We start from the raw sequence: 17,210 nt of genomic DNA, 5'->3' as shown, positions 1-17,210 counted from the left end.
AGTGAAAATTAATCTTAATCTTGTGTCGGTGTCATTAACTTTTGCAAAGCTTCCAAGCCTTTTTTAACGCGGCGGGATACCGTTACTACACTGATGTCTAAGCGCTGTGCTACCTCTTTTTGGGTCAAGTCATGTAAAAAAACAAATTCCAGCACTTCACGAGTGCGCTTTTCCAAATGAGCTAGGGCTTGTTGAATGCGGATTTGGTCTTCCTGTGCCAGCTGAAAACTGCGATAGCGAGGATCTGGCACTAACTCACCCAAGCTGGTGTTTCTGTCCTCTGAATCTCCCACTGGTGTATCTAAGCTCAGAGGTTCCCGATTTTGATGAGCTAGGGTAATTTCTTGCCATTCTTCTAGGGAAATGTTTAATGCTGCTGCTATTTCTTCTTCTGTCGGTTGCCGGTTTAACGTTGCTCGTAAATTTTGAGTAATTTCCACAGATTTTTGCCGTAGGGCTAGCCAGCGTCGAGGAATGCGAATTGAATAACCCCGATCTCGTAAATAGTGCTGAATTTCACCACGAATGTAGGGGATAGCGAAGGAACTAAATGCTATGCCCTTGGTGGAATCAAATCGTTCTATGGCAACAATTAAGCCAATACAGCCAACCTGAAGTAAGTCTTCGTAGCTTTCATTACACTGCTTGACCCAATGATGAGCTTCTCTCCTCACTAGTCCTAAATTGAGAGCAACTAGCTGATTGCGAAGTTCAGGGTCAGGATATTGCTGGTACTTTTGTAATAATGTTAAGCTTTGATACTTAAGTTTATGGTTAAGGTTAGTCGCCATAACAAAGTTGAAGGTGGTAGATTACAAGTAGATCACAATTAGATCACAATCGGCTATGAGACCGCTAACTCGTGCCAATTATCCTGGATGGCTGCAACAAATTTTTACTCCCTTTTGCTAATGGGTCAGGTTGAATTGGTAATGGTTGTCGGATTCCCGATTGACGATTTCCCGGATCCAATCCCCGGAAGATCTTATGTTGCATTCCTTTTCGATCAAGGGGTTCAGTTTTATTGGCGTGGGTTTATGCTAAAGTTTTGTTTGATAACATAGGTGATTTAGTTAATTTAGTTTATTAATCTCCAAAAGCACCGCCCTGGTCATAGTGTTATTGCTTTAATTGTAGATTTACCATTAAGTTTATTAAAACAGTAATTTCACCCGAATCCCGAATTAGAAACGATGAAAGTTTATTAATAATACATACAGGATAACGAAAACGCCACATTCCGATCAAAAAAGGGGCATACGCCCCTTAGCAATTAACGTTTTTGCCAATTTCCCATGCTGGGAGTCAGTGGCTTCCAAGACTCAAACCAAGGTCAGCTATGCTTGTTTTGGTTGAATGCGACCGTAAAATATTCCCTGAACTTTCACTTCTTCTGGCTCATCAGCACCTAAGTCAGTATCTGAGGGTTGTTCACTTATGAATGTACCAGCAATTTCGCCACTCTCGCTATCTACTTGAGCTATGCGCAGCTCAATGGTGCCTTCTCCCACATCTGCGCTCTTAACATTGGCAAACTCTTGGCTATCCGCTTGAGATGGCAGAGCAACCGAATTATCATAACCACTAGCCAGACCTCGACCTTTGGGATCTAGGAAAACAGCACCCCGATAAGAGGGGACGTAGAAATCACCAACAAAGTCGGTGGAAGCATTGATGCTCTCCAAACCAGGCTCAGTTGTGGCAACCAATTTTTTAATGGTAAACAGGAATGGGACTTGCTCACCTCCAGGCAACTGAATAGTGATGGGTTGGAAATCTATACCATCCTTTTCCAAAAACTTCAGACTACCATCTTCTTGAAAAACTAAGTCTCCTCGCACTTGAACCAGGCTAGAGGTATAACGGGTCAATAATTTGCCGGGAAGATATTCTGCCTCTTTGCGCTTAGTTCCTTCTTCCTTGACAAAGAAGTTGGTTGGCTGTACGCATATATCGACAATCTCATAGGACTGGTCAGGGTCTACAGGAATAGCACCCCGAGTCATTTCTGACAGCTGTGGACAGTTATTGGCTAAACCAGTGTTTTTAATCTGGTCATAGGTAAGTCCTTCGATACTTTCCAAGCTGGCTACATCTGGAGAACAGGAAGCTGTAAAGACCCCCAGACATAACGCGAGGAAGGCACAAATCAAAGCACGATACTTCATAGTCAATCTCAATCGTCAATAATCAGATCTAAAAATGTATGTTAGGTTGGTTCTGGAATTGGGTTGCTGGTGCCATAGGAGTTAAACAGCTGCTGCCCTCTAGGCATTGACCAGTATGATCCACAATTCACACCACACCCATGTTATAAGTCGGGCTACACACAAACTATCGGGAAGCTTGTTATTTGGTTGAACTACTGCCATTTGGGCATAGGGCATGCAAAAATGGCACCGATTCCGTGAGCCTCAGCTGTTCTTTAGAGCATTGTACACGGGAAGAGCCGCCTTTACTGCGACAGTTATTTGATGGAATGGATCGGGATAAAGATTTGGATTCAGAGCAATTACAGGCTAAATTACTAGAGATTAGCGCTGATCTTCGTTCTTTGGCAAAGAATTACCAAGATGATAACTTAGCGCTGTTGGCTATACTCAGGGGTTTAGAGGAAGTCCATGGCGAGATTCGAGACGGGTTATTTCAAGCCTCATTGCCGGATACTCGCCAGAAACTATATGATTTTCTAAAGGATATTGAAGAAAAGGGTGGTTGGCCCTATATTGAACGCATGAATCTAATCTCTGTACTTAATAAGCTGCCTGAGTCAGCCCGATCTAAGCAGGGTATCACTGACGACCACTAGGAAACTGTTGCCCAAGTCCTGGGATGATTGATAGAGATTTAGAACAGACCGAAGAGTCCGGAAGAGCGTGAAAACCAGACTATATCCCGCTTAAATTTAGGAAAAACCTTGCTTGCTGAGCAAGTCATCGGTGCTAGGCAATAGCCCAACGTCAATGGTGGGAGCCAATACACCCACTGGACAAAATCCCGACAGAGTGACTTAAGTTAAGTAACTACTATCAGTACTACTAGATGACGACAAAATAGCGAGACAAGCCAGATCAAGCTTTGGCGGGTCAGCAAGACACTAACTCTTTCCAATGCTAGGATTTTGCCGTCAGAGTATTAAAATTTAAGTAAGTATATACTACTATTATGGCGATTGCCGGAGATTCAATTAAATTTGGGACAGACGGCTGGCGAGGTATCATTGCCGCCGATTTTACCTTCGAGCGCTTGGCAATAGTTGCCCCTGTTGCTGCTCAAGTTCTGGCAGATGCTTATGGGGAAACCACGGGTAGCCAAACGATTATAGTGGGTCATGACCGACGCTTCATGGCAGAAGACTTTGCCAAAAAAACTGCAGAGGTGGTTCAATCTGCTGGTTTTGATGTCTTACTCTCTAACAGTTATGCTCCTACACCAGCCTTCAGTTGGGCAGCCAAGTCCCAAAATGCTTTGGGAGCTTTGGTAATTACTGCTAGTCATAATCCTGGCAATTACCTAGGCTTAAAAGTCAAAGGAGCGTTTGGTGGATCAGTTCCTCTAGAAATAACTAAACAGATTGAAGCCAAACTTTCTCAAGCACCAGCTACACCTAAGAAAGAGGGTAGTATCAAGACCTTTGACCCATGGTCAAGTTACTGTGATGCCTTAAGACAAAAGGTTGATATTGCCCTGATTCAACAGCTGATTAGTCAGGGTAAACTGACTGTCTTTGCCCATGTGATGAATGGTGCAGCAGCAGGAGGCTTGAACAAGATTCTTGGGGTACCTATTATCGAAATTAAGGCCGAACGGGATCCCTTATTTGGTGGCAAATCCCCAGAACCTTTACCCGGTTATCTGTCTGAGCTATTTGAAGCGCTCCAGAGTCACCACCGCGAACCGGGTGTTGAATTAGCGGTTGGGTTGGCATTTGATGGGGATAGCGATCGCATTGCAGCGGCTGATGCTCAGGGCAATTTCCTTAGCCCCCAAATCCTGATTCCCATCCTGATTGAACATCTAGCATCACGACGTAACTTTAGTGGTGAAGTGGTCAAAACCCTTAGTGGTTCTGACCTAATTCCTAGAGTGGCAGCACTGTATAATTTGCCAGTTTATGAGACTGCTATCGGTTACAAGTATATTGCTGACCGGATGTTATCCACTCCTGCTTTGCTAGGGGGTGAGGAATCCGGAGGCATTGGCTATGGCAACCATATTCCTGAGCGAGATGCTTTATTATCAGCACTGTACATATTAGAAGCGATCGCTAAATCTGGAAAAGACTTAAGTGAACTCTACAAGAGTCTCCAAGAGCAAACTGGCTATGCTTCTGCCTATGACCGGATCGATTTACATCTATCGGGGATGGAAGTGCGATCGCGTATACAAGAACAATTACAAACTCAGCCTCTCCAAGAAATTAATGGTCAGGCAGTGGTGGATTGCCAAACCACCGATGGGTACAAATTCCGTTTAGCTAACGACAGCTGGTTGCTGATTCGTTTTAGTGGCACTGAACCCTTATTGCGACTCTACTGTGAAGCAGCTACCCTTGAACAGGTAACTCAAACCTTGAACTGGGCTAAAGATTGGGCCAGTCAGTTTTAGAGTTGAAATGTTGGATTAGTGTTGGATTTTGGGTTAGCTGGTTTTGGGTGCGATATTGAAAATCTGGGCAATGGTTAAGTAAGATCACAATCGGGCATTAAACGCTGCTTGAACTGTATCGAATTGACTCTGATTGCCAGTTAACCTTTGATCAAACAATCTGACCTTGTTGCTTTGAGTAATCCAAAATCCCAACATCAAACCCCAAATTTGCTGCCAAAATTGCTGGTTGTAGCTACAGGCAATCCTGGTAAGCTGCGGGAGATGCAGACATACCTAGATTCTTTGGACTGGGAATTGCAGTTAAAGCCACCAGAGCTAGAGATTGAAGAAACTGGGGATACATTTGCTGCCAATGCTTGTCTGAAGGCATCAGTAGTAGCCCAGACAACTGGAAAATGGGCAATTGCTGATGATTCTGGTTTGCAAGTTGATGCCCTAGATGGTGCTCCAGGGATTTATTCTGGACGCTATTGCAAAACCGACCAAGAGCGAATTGAGCGGCTACTGGGGGAGCTAGGTTTGGAAGTGAATCGGCAAGCCCAGTTTGTTTGTGTAGTGGCGATTGCTCGTCCAGATGGTGCGATCGCTTTTCAAGCTGAAGGGATTTGTCGGGGGGAAATTTTGCCAGCTCCTCGGGGAACTGGTGGCTTTGGCTACGACCCAATTTTTTTTGTTCCAGAGCAGGGGTTGACCTTTGCTGAGATGGAGCCTGAGATCAAGCGATCCTGCTCTCATCGTGGCAAGGCTTTTGAATTACTACTGCCTCAGTTGAAACATTTAGGTTAACTAGCGTGGGATACTCTTAAACCGTCAATTCCCTATAAAAATCAACTGAGGCACGCTAACTCGGTAAACTGTGCCTCGCAATTAAACCCCTAAAAATAGGGATAAATCAGTATTTAACAGCATGAAATGGACATGGATATTTTTATAGCGCTAGTGTATAATCAAGGTATAGGACTTAGCTGTTGATAATGCCAAAGAAAGTAGGAGCAACAAAAAAGATATCAACTCAAGTTGTCCCAGTAGTGGGGATGACTGGATCGGTTGAAATTGAGTTGCTGTCTACTATGAAAAAGCTGGGGGTAGTTAGGTCTGAGTCTTACAACAAGCTAGGTAGCATTAGCTATTGGGGACTTGACTGGAAGAAAGCTTACCCAGAAGTTAGAAGTTTTAGACCTCCCGAATCATTGGGACTACCCTCTAAATTGATGGAATGGACGGTTAGCGATGTAGCCAAGGCCATTACAGCGAGCCAGGCGGCCTGTATAGAGGTAGTAATAAAGAAGGTCTATCGTAAATTTCCTGGAGATAAGAATAAAAAAACCAGAAAAGAGCTTTGTCAACAACTAAAAACCTTGACTTTCCTAGAAAGTTCATTGCTGCACAGACTCGTAAGAAAAGAGTTCCAAAAAGGACATTCTTGGGTTAGGAACCAGATAGTTTATCAACAAGGAGGTTATAGCTGCCAGCAACTCTCTCGTAATACCTATCAACTGGAATTGGCGGGATTAAGGAGAGGGAAGAGGAACAGGATAGTGGTCAGATCTAATCGAAAAATCAAAGGACAGATTAGGTTGATCTACAACAAACTTCAGCAAAGATTTGAAATTCACTTCTTAGTAAACCATGGCACTTCAGAAATACCTGCCGACCGTCAGAGTATTGGAGTAGACAAGGGATACACTGAAGCATTCTATGACTCAGAAGGTCAGGGACACGGGAAAGGACTAGGTAAAGTAGCTACAAGAAAATCAGATAGAATATGTAAAAAAAATCGAAACAGAGGAAAGCTGTGGGCTATTCACCGGAAACTAGAAAAGATAGACTCAGCCAAGTCTGCTAGAATACTAAGAAACAATCTGAGCAGAAAGACCGAGAATAAACGATACAGGAGAAACCAATCAGAACTAAAGGCAATAATAGGAGCTGCCTCAAAGTCTCTTTTTGATGAAAAATCCTTAAAAGTATTTGCAGAAGATTTAACACAACCGTTTAAGAATAAGCGTCAGTCTAAGGCTATGTCCCGCAAACTCAATAGTTGGATGATTGGAGTTATGCGGGACTCCTTGCATAAATGGGCGAATTGGACTGGCTCGGTTGTCACGGAAGTTCAGCCTAGTTACACGTCGCAAGTTGACTCCAGGAATGGAACCCTATTAGGGAAAAGGACTGGGGATAACTTTACCGGATTTGATGGGGTCGTGTTACAGGCTGACCACAATGCCGCCAAGAACATCCTTGCTAGGGGTGCGGACAAGGAAATTTCTCGGTTCTCTTCTAGGGCTGAGGTTCAGGCAGTGTTGTTGCGTCGTACCGCGCGTTTCTTGAAAGGTATGGGACTGAGCTTGCTAGATGCAGTTGAGCTTGGCTGGCTTGACTCCAAACATAGCAAAACTCAGGCTTTCAAGCAACTCCTGACCGGGATGCCAGGAACGTCCAAATAGACGAGTGGGAGGTTCAACTCCAATTACTGTACGACCACTCCTCACTTGGACAACAATAAATTGCACCTTGACCGGATTATCTGGGTTTATCCCAACTTATACCGGTTTAAGAGTATCCCTCAGCTCCCTTGGTATATTGGTATATAGGATATTTAGACGGCTTCTAGATTTTTTTCCCCAGTACGAATTCTGACCACCTGATCGACGGGGCTAATGAAAATTTTACCGTCGCCAATTTCACCGGTGCGAGCTGCAGCGATCACTTTGTCTACGACCATATCGACTTGTTCATCTTCTACGACGATTTCTACTTTGAGTTTTTGTAGGAATTCCACAGTGTACTCTGAACCGCGATAACGTTCAGTCTGACCTTTCTGGCGTCCAAAGCCTCGGACCTCAGACACTGTCATTCCTACAATGCCAGCGTTGACTAGGGCGATTTTGACTTCGTCCAGCTTAAATGGCCGGATGATGGCTTCTACTTTTTTCAAGCTCCTAACTCCTCAGTTGTTCTGCTATTCATTTGTTATATGATAAGCATGACACTTTATCTGACTGTGGATGTGGAAATTTTTGTAAATGCTGATAGGGTAACTCTCAAGTGTTGATCTCGATTGATCAACCGCGAAGACGACTCGCTTTTCTATACTTATCGATATATTAGCTGCACAGGTATTTGGTGACTGCCCACCAACTCATGCTCCCCTGCTTTTATGCCGCACGCATCCTTCCCGTCTTTGCAGTTCATTCCCTTAACTATACCTTGAGCCTGTGGCAAAATTGAGGTAAGCCCATCTATTCACCATTCCCAGCATGACCGCAACCACACCCACCCTGGCAACCAAATACGAACCCAAAACCACCGAAGCCAAGTGGCAAAAATACTGGGAAGAAAACCAAGTCTTCAAAGCTGACCCAAATCACCAGGGTGAACCCTACTGCGTTGTTATCCCCCCACCTAACGTTACTGGGAAGTTGCACATGGGTCATGCCTTCGAGAGTGCCCTGATTGACACCCTCGTGCGTTACCACCGGATGACAGGACGCAATACCCTGTGGCTACCGGGAACTGACCACGCTAGTATTGCTGTACAAACCATTCTCGATAGACAGCTAGAAGCTGAAGGCAAAACCCGCTATGACTTGGGACGGGAAAAGTTTCTTGAACGGGCTTGGGTGTGGAAGGAAGAATCAGGTGGCACCATCGTTAACCAGCTGAGGCGTTTGGGAGTCTCGGTGGATTGGTCGCGGGAACGCTTCACGATGGATGAAGGCTTATCGAAAGCGGTAATTGAAGCCTTTGTCCAACTTTATGATCAGGGACTGATTTATCGGGGCGAATATATGGTCAACTGGTGTCCAGCCTCGGAGTCGGCTGTATCAGATTTGGAAGTGGAAAATAAGGAAGTTGATGGGCATTTGTGGCATTTTCGATATCCCCTGACTGATAGCAATGGTTTTGTGGAAGTAGCTACCACTAGACCAGAAACTATGTTGGGGGATACGGCGGTTGCAGTTAATCCTGATGATGAACGCTACCAGGATTTAATTGGTAAAACTGTAACCTTGCCAATTATGGGACGAGAAATTCCGATTATTGCTGATGAGTTGGTTGATCCAGGGTTTGGCACCGGTTGTGTCAAGGTAACTCCTGCCCATGACCCTAATGACTTTCAAATGGGTCAGCGTCATAGTCTGCCATTCATTAACATCATGAATAAGAATGGCACCTTAAATGAAAAGGCTGGCCCTTTCCAAGGACAAGACCGGTTTGAAGCCCGGAAAAATGTGGTGAAGCAGCTCGAAGCAGAAGAGCTGTTGCTTAAGGTAGAGGACTACAAACATACGGTACCCTATAGCGATCGCGGAAAGGTTCCTGTTGAACCCCTAATCTCAACGCAATGGTTTGTCAAAATTCGCCCCCTAGCTGACAGAGCCCTAGAGTCTCTTGACCAGCACCATTCACCAGTATTTATCCCGGAACGTTGGACAAAGGTCTACCGAGATTGGCTGGTGAAATTAAAAGACTGGTGCATTTCCCGCCAACTCTGGTGGGGACACCAAATTCCGGCTTGGTATGTGGTGAGTGAAACCAATGGCACAATCACTAGCGAGACTCCGTTTATTGTGGCTCACCATGAAGCAGAGGCTAAGAAAAAAGCCATAGCAAAATTTGGAGAAAATGTCAAGCTAGAGCAAGACCCAGATGTGCTGGATACCTGGTTTTCTTCAGGATTGTGGCCCTTCTCTACTATGGGGTGGCCTGATCAGACCAAGGATTTGAAGACTTACTATCCCACTACCACCCTGGTAACAGGTTTTGACATCATTTTCTTCTGGGTTGCCCGCATGACCATGATGGCAAGACATTTTACGGGTCAGATGCCGTTTAAGAGTGTTTACATCCACGGGCTAGTGCGGGATGAGAACAATAAGAAAATGTCTAAGTCCGCTAACAATGGTATTGACCCCTTAATCCTGATTGACAAGTATGGTACGGATGCCGTGCGCTATACCTTGGTTCGGGAAGTGGCAGGTGCAGGTCAAGATATCCGATTAGAGTATGACCGCAAGACGGATGAGTCAGCTTCTGTAGAAGCATCCCGCAATTTTGCCAATAAACTGTGGAATGCAGCCCGGTTTGTAATGCTAAACCTTGATGGTAAGACTCCCGAAGAGTTGGGTCAACCAACAGTAGAGGCATTGGAATTATGCGATCGCTGGATTCTTTCCCGTTTTCATCAAGTGGTGCGTCAAACTAGGGATGATCTAGATGCTTATGGCTTGGGAGAAGCGGCTAAGGGACTTTATGAGTTCATCTGGGGTGATTTTTGTGATTGGTACATTGAACTGGTAAAACCTAGGCTGCGTCAGGATGCCAATTCTCCGTCGCGGGTTGTGGCACAGCAAACTCTAGCTTACGTTTTAGAGGGTATCCTAAAGCTCCTCCATCCCTTCATGCCCCATATTACTGAAGAAATCTGGCACACCTTGACCCATAAATCTGGGGAGGTGTTGGCGCTACAACCTTATCCTATAGAGTACCTAGATGGTCAAACTGGGGAAGAGGAACTACAGACAACGGAGAGCGAACTGCTAACCGATAATACATCCGATTATCCTGATGCCCAATCACCGAGGTCAGGAACATCTTTGTCTAAGGAAAAGGAAATCTCTAAGCAAAGTGTAGCTGTATTGTTTAAAGTGCCAGAAATTTCTAGGAAGTTGTTCGAGGACTACAAAGAACCGATAATCGCAGCAGGGTTGGTTGTGGGAGTAATTATTGCCCTGAATATCCTCACAGCCTTCGTGGGTGCGCTCAATCGCATTTCCTTAGTCTCAACTAGTTTAGAACTGATTGGTCTAGGATATGCCATTTGGTTTGTTTCCCGTTATGTGCTCAAGGCTGAGAATCGTCAAGAGTTATCCGAAAAAATTCAATCCATCAAAGCAGAAATTGTTGGTAAGGAAGAAACTCAGCAATCCTCGGAATTGAAGGAAATCGAGTCGAAAATGGCAATTATTGATGGCAATATCAAACAGGGAGAAGATATTAAAGATATAGAAGATCTCAAAGATATAGAAGAGGGAGACGTTAAAATAGACCATGACCTTTCGTCAATAAGCAATACCCGCTCTTCTATATCGCCAAGTTCTCTAATTGACTCAGAACTAGAGCAAAGGTTTGAGCTGCTGATTGGTACAATCCGTACTATCCGTAACCTCCGGGCTGAGGCAGAGATTAAACCAGGGGTGACCGCACCTGTTATTCTGCAAAGCAGCAACAGTGAGGAACGTCAAATTTTGGAGGCGGGTCTTGCCTATATCAAAGACTTAGGTAAGGTCAATCAATTAACCATCACTCCAGCCTTGGACCAAGAGCTCAAGAATACCATGGCGGGTGTAGTCGGCACTGTCGAGGTGCTAATTCCCCTAACTGGTGTGGTGGATGTGGATGCTCTACGGGCTAAGTTAGAAAAGAATTTAGGTAAAGTGGAGGCGGAAGTCAAATCCTTGTCTGGGCGTCTGGGTAATAAGAACTTTGTGAGTAAAGCTCCAGAAGCAGTGGTTAAGGGTGCTCAAGAGGCATTAGCTGAGGCGAAAAAGCAAGAGTCTATTTTACGCGATCGCTTAAATAGACTTTAATCATATTTCAATCAAACCGGTAATGCTACACCTAGCTCAAGTTCAAGACAATAACGATTTTGGCGGGCTCCAATTGCAACTACTTGCCCGCCAAAACTCTGATCAATTCTGGGAAGTCATTGAGCCAAGACCTGTCGCGTTTACTAATTCCCAAGCTTTAAAAGAAGGTTGCTTAGTCTTAATCGATCTGGCTGAAACTCAAGAGGTAATCTCTATTCAATCTGCCACCGATTGGGTGTTAGATTTAGTCAAGAAGTATTTAACAGCTGAGGTTAAGTCTACCTTTTTAGAAGAAGAAATGAAACGGGCTGAACAATGGCGGCAAGAGCTAACCTTGAAAAGCCAAGGGTTAGATATCCGCGATTTAGAAGTAGAAGCACGTCGCGAAAAAATTGAAGCCTTAGCAGAAAACTTGAAATTGGAGAAGAAACAGCTGGAGCAAAAGGTAGCTCAATTGGAGGCTAAAATTGATGAAGCCGGTAATGAGTAAAGGGAATAGGGAACGGGGAACAGGGAACGTAAGCTATCAGCTATCAGCTATCAGCTATCAGCTATCAGCTATCAGCTTATGCAGCATGGGAAAATTTCCAAACTTTCAATTCTTTTCTTTCAATAAGTAATGGGTAGGGTAACCCGTTATCCCCATAAGGGATAACGAGGGAGGAGGTTACTACCAATGAATCTGACTCAAAATATACCGCAAGCGGTCATAATCATCCTTAAGTAAGACACTCAAGGTTCGTCCGGCCTTGACTAACCAGTCACGGTCAGTCTGACGAAGACGATAAACTTCTCTAATCACAGCTGCTGTCAGGGGGTCTACTGGGGCACCATTCACTTCCAAAAGTGTTCGCAAAAAATCCAACTGTTCACTAAAGTGAATAACCTCTGATGGTTCACACTGGTAGACAGGTTGATGAATTTGCGGTGGACGGGGTGGAAGATACTGATAGACTCGACCGTGATGGTTGCTAAAACCATTAACACCCTCTTCCGAAGACATAAACCCAACGATGCCAGCACGGAACTCAGTTTTGAGCATGGCAAAAATCTGAGGCTGCTGCTCACGTAATTCTGCCAGTGACAATCCTAAAGCTGTTGCTCGATGAACCGAGTCAATGGGGCTAGTGGTAGCATAATAAACTACAGCAAAAATTTGATTACCTGACTCATCATCTACAGATTTTACCCAGCTGCCAAAGGGAGGCATGACTGGAAAGCTTAGATCTTCTGGCTCTAAACATTGAGCGAGAAATTCTGTAGTTGCTGTTTCAATCACCTCAGCAAGGTGATTTTCTGAGCGATTGCTGGGAGTAAACTGGGGTAAGGGAAGGCGCATGGTTTAGCGATTAGTCATGATTAGTCATTAGTCATTAATTATTGATCTCTTTGATCTATGCCTGTCCACTAACCCTTTTTACCAATTTTTGGTTTCACCTCTTCGATTTCCGACAGCTGAAACGTCACTAATTTATCCCAGTTACCTCCTTCAAACAGCACAGCTGCTTTACCATCACTAACCCTCTGTACTAGCCCCTCAAAGCGATAATAGGTATCGTCAACATTGATTACGCGAACTATAGAACCTGGAAAAATCATGATTGCCTCAAAACTTAGATTTCCTTTACTAGGATAGGAGATATTGGACTTATTAGTCATTAAATCTTCGCGGCTGGATACCCCATCCTTCTTAAAGTGGGGAGGAAAGCCGCGCCTCCAATTAGTGGTTTACAATTAATCCCGTTGAACGTTTTAGAAGTCGGACTTTTCGGGCAGTAAATTGTCCAATTCTTTTCCAGTTAACATCGCTAACAGAAACTTGCCTTACTGTCTCACCGCTCACCCAACCTCGATAGGTTATCCCAGCCTTAACCGCCTCAACATAGTCTCCTTTGCGAAAACCATGGCTAGTGGTTGTCCCACCGTATTTACGTCGTTTCCCACCCTTAGAGGATATCTGAAAAGTTTTTTGATACTGAATTTTGCCCCCCTGACCCCCCAACTTTGGGGGGAACAAGAGTCAATTTGCTTCTAAAAGTCCCCCAGAATTGGGGGATTTAGGGGGCTTGGATGTAGCAAATGAGACTTCTCAGACAACCTCTTAGAAAACTGCAATAGATGCAACTGGCGACGACTTATGGGGGCACGTCTAATGACTGAAAACACAGCATTAGTTACATCACAGTTTTTTGGAACACTCAGTTTTCCGTTGCGGTGATAATAATTTTTGCGTCGAAAAAAATGAGTAGCAGCTAGGGCTATTCCATCTACTGCATGGGTATTAACTGTTTGCTGACTTTTGTCAGTTTTGTCTTTTATTAGTCCTAATGCCTCTCTTTTTAAAGCGGTCTCCCAGCCTTGTTTTTGAATTACTGGGGCTATTTGCTCCAACTGAGAGATTGCCCAATACTGGCCTACCATCACAGGAGAAAACCCTTTGCTCCCTCTTGCCTTGACCACTTCATAGACGATGACATTTACTGGATACAAAAAACAAAGCTCTTTTGTTACCCGATTTTCTAGTTGACGGTTTGCCCTAATTGAAGGGGGAACCCTTTTTACTCTACGGTTTGAGAATCGTTTTTGCCGATGAGACCTTTGTGAGTAAGCAACCTTGCGATCTATTCGACGACTTCTACGAGTTTTTTCGGCGAAGCCGACGCTACGCGAACGCATCATTCGCCGAGTATCCATGCGTTCTCGAACTTTCTTGTCAGGCAAGATCAGATGTCCTGTCCAAAGAGTGATTTTACTTGACTGAACAGCCATACCAGAAAACATCTTTCCGGGGTCAATACCAATGGCAATATCCTGGGTTTGATTTCCAGATGGTTGATTAACTAGCTGAACAGCAAAAACATTTAGATCGTTTGGATAAACAACGGCAAGACCGCATAGCAGCCAGCGGCGAGCGCGAGAAGCTTTTGTCGGCATTAATGGTTTGCCATCAGGTGAAATTACTGGAACTCGTAACATGGTGATAAACCTCACGAGAAAAGTATTTAGGTTACCCTGTCCCCTTGACCACCGAATCCAAGATGTCCTGCCCAAAGCAGCAACTGACAACACAGTTTTAAAGAGATCCAGACTGGGGAAGCATCTGGAAGTTCTTACCAGGATTCGGCTCAATGGTCTAGTCAATCACGGTAGTTGGTTGTCTACCAAGCCCCATCCATCCTCTTAGGGTGGGGTTATTGACCCAGTATCTTATAACCCATAACTCATTGAAACTTCAATCGCTGTCGATAATTGGCCACTGCTTGAGCCAACCCTAGACCAAGAAAGTTGGTTAGTAGGGCTGAACGACCGTAACTGAGTAAAGGTAGAGGAATTCCTGTGATGGGAGCTAAGCCAATAGTCATCCCAATGTTGATCACGGTTTGAAACACAATCATTGAGAGCACGCCAATTGTTACCAGAGAGCCAAAGTTGTCTTTAGCATTCTGAGCAATCAGCACCAAGCGTAGGCACAACCACCACAGGGCTAATAAAATACACAAGCAACCTACAAAGCCTAGTTCTTCACCAATGGCTGAGAAAATGAAGTCAGTATGCTGTTCCGGGATAAAGTGGAGTTGAGTTTGAGTTCCCTGGTTTAGTCCCCTTCCCCAAAGTTGACCAGCACCGATCCCAATCCGAGACTGAATTAGGTGATATCCTCCTCCAAGAGGGTCTAGATCGGGGTTCAAAAAGAGCGTTAATCGGTCTTTTTGATAGTCCTTCAACAGATTCCAGAAGACTTTTCCTAACGGTCCGACAACTAGGTTAATAACCAGGGTACCCAAGGCTCCCAACCAGCGCCAAGGGAGACTGAGGAAAGCAATCAGTGTGATTACAGCAGCCCAGGTATACCATGCAGGTGAAGATAGACTGAAGACAATGGCTGACACCAGAGGGGAAATCAACACGAGCAACCAGGCGGGATTGGCATTTGCCCAGTAAAGCATACTCAAGGTAATTGCCCCAAACACCAAGGATGTTCCCAGATCAGGCTGCCCAAACACTAATGCCCAAGGTAATATAGTTACTGCTAAAGCTGCTATTACTGCTGGAATGGTAGTAGCGGGCCGTTTGTGCAAGATGGCAGCTAGAGTAATAATCAACCCGATCTTGGCAAATTCTGAGGGTTGAACATTAAACCCTCCAATGGTAACCCAACGCTGAGCCCCCTTAGCACTGGCACCGATCATCATTACAGCAATTAAGGACAGATTGGTGATGGCGTAAATTACCCAATGCCATTGGATCAGGGAATGATAGCGCGATCGCGCGATGAATAGAGCGATGAACAATCCAATACTACCAATGAGCAAGTGGGAGACCCAATAGTTTCCACCATTGTCGATGGCTGCAGAGCGAATCATCACTGCCCCAAAGATGGTTAGCCCCACAGTCAGGAATAATAGTTGCCAGTCTAAGTCCTGCCAGGGGGCCCACAACAGCCGCCAACGAATACTATTTCTAATTCTAAATTTATTAATTTGTACCATCAGTTATGAGGTATGAGCGATTAGGTATGAGCTAAGCTATCAGCTATCAGCTATCAGCTTTCAGCTATCAGCTTTCAGCTATCAGCTTTCAGCTATCAGCTTTCAGCTATCAGCTATCAACTATCAGCTTATGTGCTACGCACACGCTACTTGAGGTGCTTTTGAATAAAATAAGCTGACGGCTGAGAGCTGACGGCTGACGGCACCTCAAGTAGCGTGGGCATAGGGCACGCTACACCGAACAGCTTTTGAATAAAACAAGTAAGCATTCGTTTAATCTAAGTTAGGGAAAGCTGACCGCTGACCGCTGACCGCTGACGGTATGAGCTATTAGGCATTAGGGATTACAAAATTGTTAATGGTGATTTTCCATGTTCTATTTTTGAGTTATTATTGCCTGCAAGTCTTTGTTAATTAGAAAGGGCAGCAATGGAAACTTTGGCTGCAATCTGAGATGCGATCGCTACCAGTGCTTTAGCGGAGGCTGACTCTGGATTGCCAACAGCGATGGGCAATCCTTGATCCCCTCCCTGCCGTAGGGAAATTTCTAGGGGAATACAACCGAGCAAGGGAATCCCTAGTTCTTTTGATGTTTTTTCACCTCCTCCAGAGCCAAACAGGTCATACTGACGATCGGGCAAGTCTGGTGGGATAAAGTAACTCATATTTTCTATGATTCCCAACACGGGGACTCCCATTTGCTCAAACATTTTCAAGCCTCGGCGGGAGTCTAAAAGAGCGACATTTTGGGGTGTTGTCACAATTACTGCTCCTGCCATCGGTACTGCTTGGGCTAAGGTTAGCTGAGCATCCCCAGTGCCTGGTGGCATATCCACAATCAGATAGTCCAATTCACCCCACTCTACTTGATAGAGGAACTGGCGAATAATTCCATTTAACATTGGTCCGCGCCAAATAACTGGCTGGTCTGGATCAATTAGAAATCCCATGGACACTAGCTTGACACCGTGGTTGAAGGCTGGCTCGATCACATCCCCCTGTTTTCCTTTCTGAACCATGACTTTGGCATCAGCTAATCCCAGCATGGCTGGAGCATTGGGACCATAGATATCAGCGTCTAGGAGACCGACTTTAGCCCCCAACTGAGCCAAAGCAACTGCGACATTTACCGCAACAGTACTCTTACCGACGCCTCCCTTACCACTGGAAATGGCTAAAATATTTTTTACCCCCTCAATACCAGTGCGGTCAGGCAAGGATTTTTGCTGAGGTGTTTCAGCGGTAACATCCACCACTACCTCTTCTACTCCCGATAGTTGTTTCACTGCCTTCTGGCAATCCTCTACAATAAATTCCCGCAAGGGACAGGCTGGGGTGGTCAACACTAAGGTAAAACTGACTGTACCGTTGTCAACCTTGACATTGCGGATCATATTTAACTCCACTAAACTCTTCTGGAGTTCGGGGTCTTGTACCGGTCGTAATACGTCTAAAACTGAATTTGTATCAAGCATGACAGATAGGCGGGCATAGCGTGTGTGTTAGCTAAGGCCAC

General features: G+C 44.9%; 16 protein-coding genes and 1 pseudogene. 7 read left to right on the top strand and 10 right to left on the bottom strand.

Annotated elements, in window-relative coordinates; all coding sequences use genetic code 11:
* Positions 1 to 14: 14 nt before the first annotated feature.
* From F6K38_RS07885 to F6K38_RS07875, 3 genes are all read right to left on the bottom strand, one after another.
* The gene (locus F6K38_RS07885; protein WP_008186130.1) at positions 15 to 791 is read right to left on the bottom strand and encodes an RNA polymerase sigma factor SigF; all 777 of its coding nucleotides are present in this window, start codon (positions 789 to 791) and stop codon (positions 15 to 17) included.
* A gap of 64 nt (positions 792 to 855) precedes the next feature.
* On the bottom strand, positions 856 to 996 hold the full coding sequence (locus tag F6K38_RS07880) for a hypothetical protein (RefSeq protein ID WP_154659842.1): 141 nt from the start codon (positions 994 to 996) through the stop codon (positions 856 to 858).
* A gap of 341 nt (positions 997 to 1,337) precedes the next feature.
* Positions 1,338 to 2,168, bottom strand: coding sequence for a photosystem II manganese-stabilizing polypeptide (locus F6K38_RS07875; RefSeq protein WP_008186133.1), 831 nt, complete (start codon positions 2,166 to 2,168; stop codon positions 1,338 to 1,340).
* A 185-nt stretch (positions 2,169 to 2,353) separates the two neighbouring features.
* Here F6K38_RS07875 and F6K38_RS07870 point away from each other — a divergent pair, with 185 nt between their 5' ends.
* From F6K38_RS07870 to F6K38_RS07855, 4 genes are all read left to right on the top strand, one after another.
* The gene (locus F6K38_RS07870) at positions 2,354 to 2,809 is read left to right on the top strand and encodes a hypothetical protein (RefSeq protein WP_229414579.1); all 456 of its coding nucleotides are present in this window, start codon (positions 2,354 to 2,356) and stop codon (positions 2,807 to 2,809) included.
* Between the two features lie 356 nt (positions 2,810 to 3,165).
* On the top strand, positions 3,166 to 4,608 hold the full coding sequence (locus tag F6K38_RS07865; RefSeq protein ID WP_008186138.1) for a phosphoglucomutase/phosphomannomutase family protein: 1,443 nt from the start codon (positions 3,166 to 3,168) through the stop codon (positions 4,606 to 4,608).
* A 213-nt stretch (positions 4,609 to 4,821) separates the two neighbouring features.
* Complete coding sequence (gene rdgB / locus F6K38_RS07860; protein ID WP_353837853.1) at positions 4,822 to 5,397, top strand: RdgB/HAM1 family non-canonical purine NTP pyrophosphatase; 576 nt, start codon at positions 4,822 to 4,824, stop codon at positions 5,395 to 5,397.
* A gap of 188 nt (positions 5,398 to 5,585) precedes the next feature.
* Positions 5,586 to 7,058 carry a zinc ribbon domain-containing protein gene (locus F6K38_RS07855; RefSeq protein ID WP_287249093.1) on the top strand — a complete coding sequence of 491 codons (1,473 nt, stop codon included), beginning with the start codon at positions 5,586 to 5,588 and terminating at the stop codon, positions 7,056 to 7,058.
* A gap of 152 nt (positions 7,059 to 7,210) precedes the next feature.
* On the opposite strand, the gene F6K38_RS07850 is transcribed toward F6K38_RS07855, so the two are convergent.
* Positions 7,211 to 7,549: a P-II family nitrogen regulator gene (locus F6K38_RS07850; RefSeq protein WP_008186144.1), complete on the bottom strand. Its 339-nt coding sequence runs from the start codon at positions 7,547 to 7,549 to the stop codon at positions 7,211 to 7,213.
* Positions 7,550 to 7,871: 322 nt separating this feature from the next.
* On the opposite strand from F6K38_RS07850, the gene F6K38_RS07845 reads away from it, so the two are divergent.
* Together F6K38_RS07845 and F6K38_RS07840 are read left to right on the top strand one after the other, a co-directional pair.
* Positions 7,872 to 11,204 carry a valine--tRNA ligase gene (locus F6K38_RS07845; RefSeq protein WP_287356424.1) on the top strand — a complete coding sequence of 1,111 codons (3,333 nt, stop codon included), beginning with the start codon at positions 7,872 to 7,874 and terminating at the stop codon, positions 11,202 to 11,204.
* 22 nt (positions 11,205 to 11,226) lie between these two features.
* The gene (locus F6K38_RS07840) at positions 11,227 to 11,694 is read left to right on the top strand and encodes an HmpF-related protein (protein WP_287356423.1); all 468 of its coding nucleotides are present in this window, start codon (positions 11,227 to 11,229) and stop codon (positions 11,692 to 11,694) included.
* 180 nt (positions 11,695 to 11,874) lie between these two features.
* Here the strand turns inward: F6K38_RS07840 and F6K38_RS07835 are convergent, their stop codons facing one another.
* The 3 genes and pseudogenes from F6K38_RS07835 to F6K38_RS07820 all read right to left on the bottom strand — a co-directional run bounded on the left by F6K38_RS07835 (position 11,875) and on the right by F6K38_RS07820 (position 14,180).
* On the bottom strand, positions 11,875 to 12,543 hold the full coding sequence (locus tag F6K38_RS07835; protein WP_287356421.1) for an HAS-barrel domain-containing protein: 669 nt from the start codon (positions 12,541 to 12,543) through the stop codon (positions 11,875 to 11,877).
* Positions 12,544 to 12,611: 68 nt separating this feature from the next.
* A complete protein-coding gene (locus tag F6K38_RS07830) occupies positions 12,612 to 12,803 on the bottom strand; it encodes an NAD(P)H dehydrogenase subunit NdhS (RefSeq protein ID WP_044493740.1) in 192 nt (63 codons plus the stop codon).
* Between the two features lie 121 nt (positions 12,804 to 12,924).
* Positions 12,925 to 14,180: pseudogene (locus tag F6K38_RS07820) on the bottom strand (RRXRR domain-containing protein).
* On the opposite strand from F6K38_RS07820, the gene F6K38_RS07815 reads away from it, so the two are divergent.
* The gene (locus F6K38_RS07815; protein WP_008186158.1) at positions 14,179 to 14,388 is read left to right on the top strand and encodes a hypothetical protein; all 210 of its coding nucleotides are present in this window, start codon (positions 14,179 to 14,181) and stop codon (positions 14,386 to 14,388) included. The pseudogene F6K38_RS07820 and the gene F6K38_RS07815 overlap by 2 nt on opposite strands.
* Positions 14,389 to 14,425: 37 nt before the next feature.
* Here the strand turns inward: F6K38_RS07815 and rodA are convergent, their stop codons facing one another.
* The 3 genes from rodA to F6K38_RS07800 form a co-directional block, all read right to left on the bottom strand.
* Complete coding sequence (rodA, locus tag F6K38_RS07810) at positions 14,426 to 15,694, bottom strand: rod shape-determining protein RodA (protein ID WP_008186160.1); 1,269 nt, start codon at positions 15,692 to 15,694, stop codon at positions 14,426 to 14,428.
* Positions 15,695 to 15,840: 146 nt separating this feature from the next.
* Positions 15,841 to 15,963, bottom strand: a complete 123-nt coding sequence (locus F6K38_RS07805; RefSeq protein ID WP_287249107.1) for a hypothetical protein — start codon at positions 15,961 to 15,963, stop codon at positions 15,841 to 15,843.
* 141 nt (positions 15,964 to 16,104) lie between these two features.
* Positions 16,105 to 17,169, bottom strand: a complete 1,065-nt coding sequence (locus F6K38_RS07800) for an Mrp/NBP35 family ATP-binding protein (RefSeq protein WP_008186161.1) — start codon at positions 17,167 to 17,169, stop codon at positions 16,105 to 16,107.
* Positions 17,170 to 17,210: the final 41 nt, after the last annotated feature.

The organism is Moorena sp. SIO3B2, assembly GCF_010692525.1.
GTDB lineage: Bacteria > Cyanobacteriota > Cyanobacteriia > Cyanobacteriales > Coleofasciculaceae > Moorena > Moorena producens.
This window is presented reverse-complemented; position numbering and strand designations above follow the sequence as displayed.

Excerpts from the sequence above, each read along its gene's own strand:
- F6K38_RS07885 (WP_008186130.1), bottom strand. The coding sequence starts at position 791 with ATGGCGACTAACCTTAACCATAAACTTAAGTATCAAAGCTTAACATTA.
- F6K38_RS07880 (WP_154659842.1), bottom strand. The coding sequence starts at position 996 with ATGCAACATAAGATCTTCCGGGGATTGGATCCGGGAAATCGTCAATCG.
- F6K38_RS07875 (WP_008186133.1), bottom strand. The coding sequence starts at position 2,168 with ATGAAGTATCGTGCTTTGATTTGTGCCTTCCTCGCGTTATGTCTGGGG.
- F6K38_RS07865 (WP_008186138.1), top strand. The coding sequence starts at position 3,166 with ATGGCGATTGCCGGAGATTCAATTAAATTTGGGACAGACGGCTGGCGA.
- F6K38_RS07855 (WP_287249093.1), top strand. The coding sequence starts at position 5,586 with ATGCCAAAGAAAGTAGGAGCAACAAAAAAGATATCAACTCAAGTTGTC.
- F6K38_RS07845 (WP_287356424.1), top strand. The coding sequence starts at position 7,872 with ATGACCGCAACCACACCCACCCTGGCAACCAAATACGAACCCAAAACC.
- F6K38_RS07840 (WP_287356423.1), top strand. The coding sequence starts at position 11,227 with ATGCTACACCTAGCTCAAGTTCAAGACAATAACGATTTTGGCGGGCTC.
- F6K38_RS07835 (WP_287356421.1), bottom strand. The coding sequence starts at position 12,543 with ATGCGCCTTCCCTTACCCCAGTTTACTCCCAGCAATCGCTCAGAAAAT.
- F6K38_RS07830 (WP_044493740.1), bottom strand. The coding sequence starts at position 12,803 with ATGATTTTTCCAGGTTCTATAGTTCGCGTAATCAATGTTGACGATACC.
- F6K38_RS07815 (WP_008186158.1), top strand. The coding sequence starts at position 14,179 with ATGGTGATAAACCTCACGAGAAAAGTATTTAGGTTACCCTGTCCCCTT.
- rodA (WP_008186160.1), bottom strand. The coding sequence starts at position 15,694 with ATGGTACAAATTAATAAATTTAGAATTAGAAATAGTATTCGTTGGCGG.
- F6K38_RS07805 (WP_287249107.1), bottom strand. The coding sequence starts at position 15,963 with ATGCTTACTTGTTTTATTCAAAAGCTGTTCGGTGTAGCGTGCCCTATG.
- F6K38_RS07800 (WP_008186161.1), bottom strand. The coding sequence starts at position 17,169 with ATGCTTGATACAAATTCAGTTTTAGACGTATTACGACCGGTACAAGAC.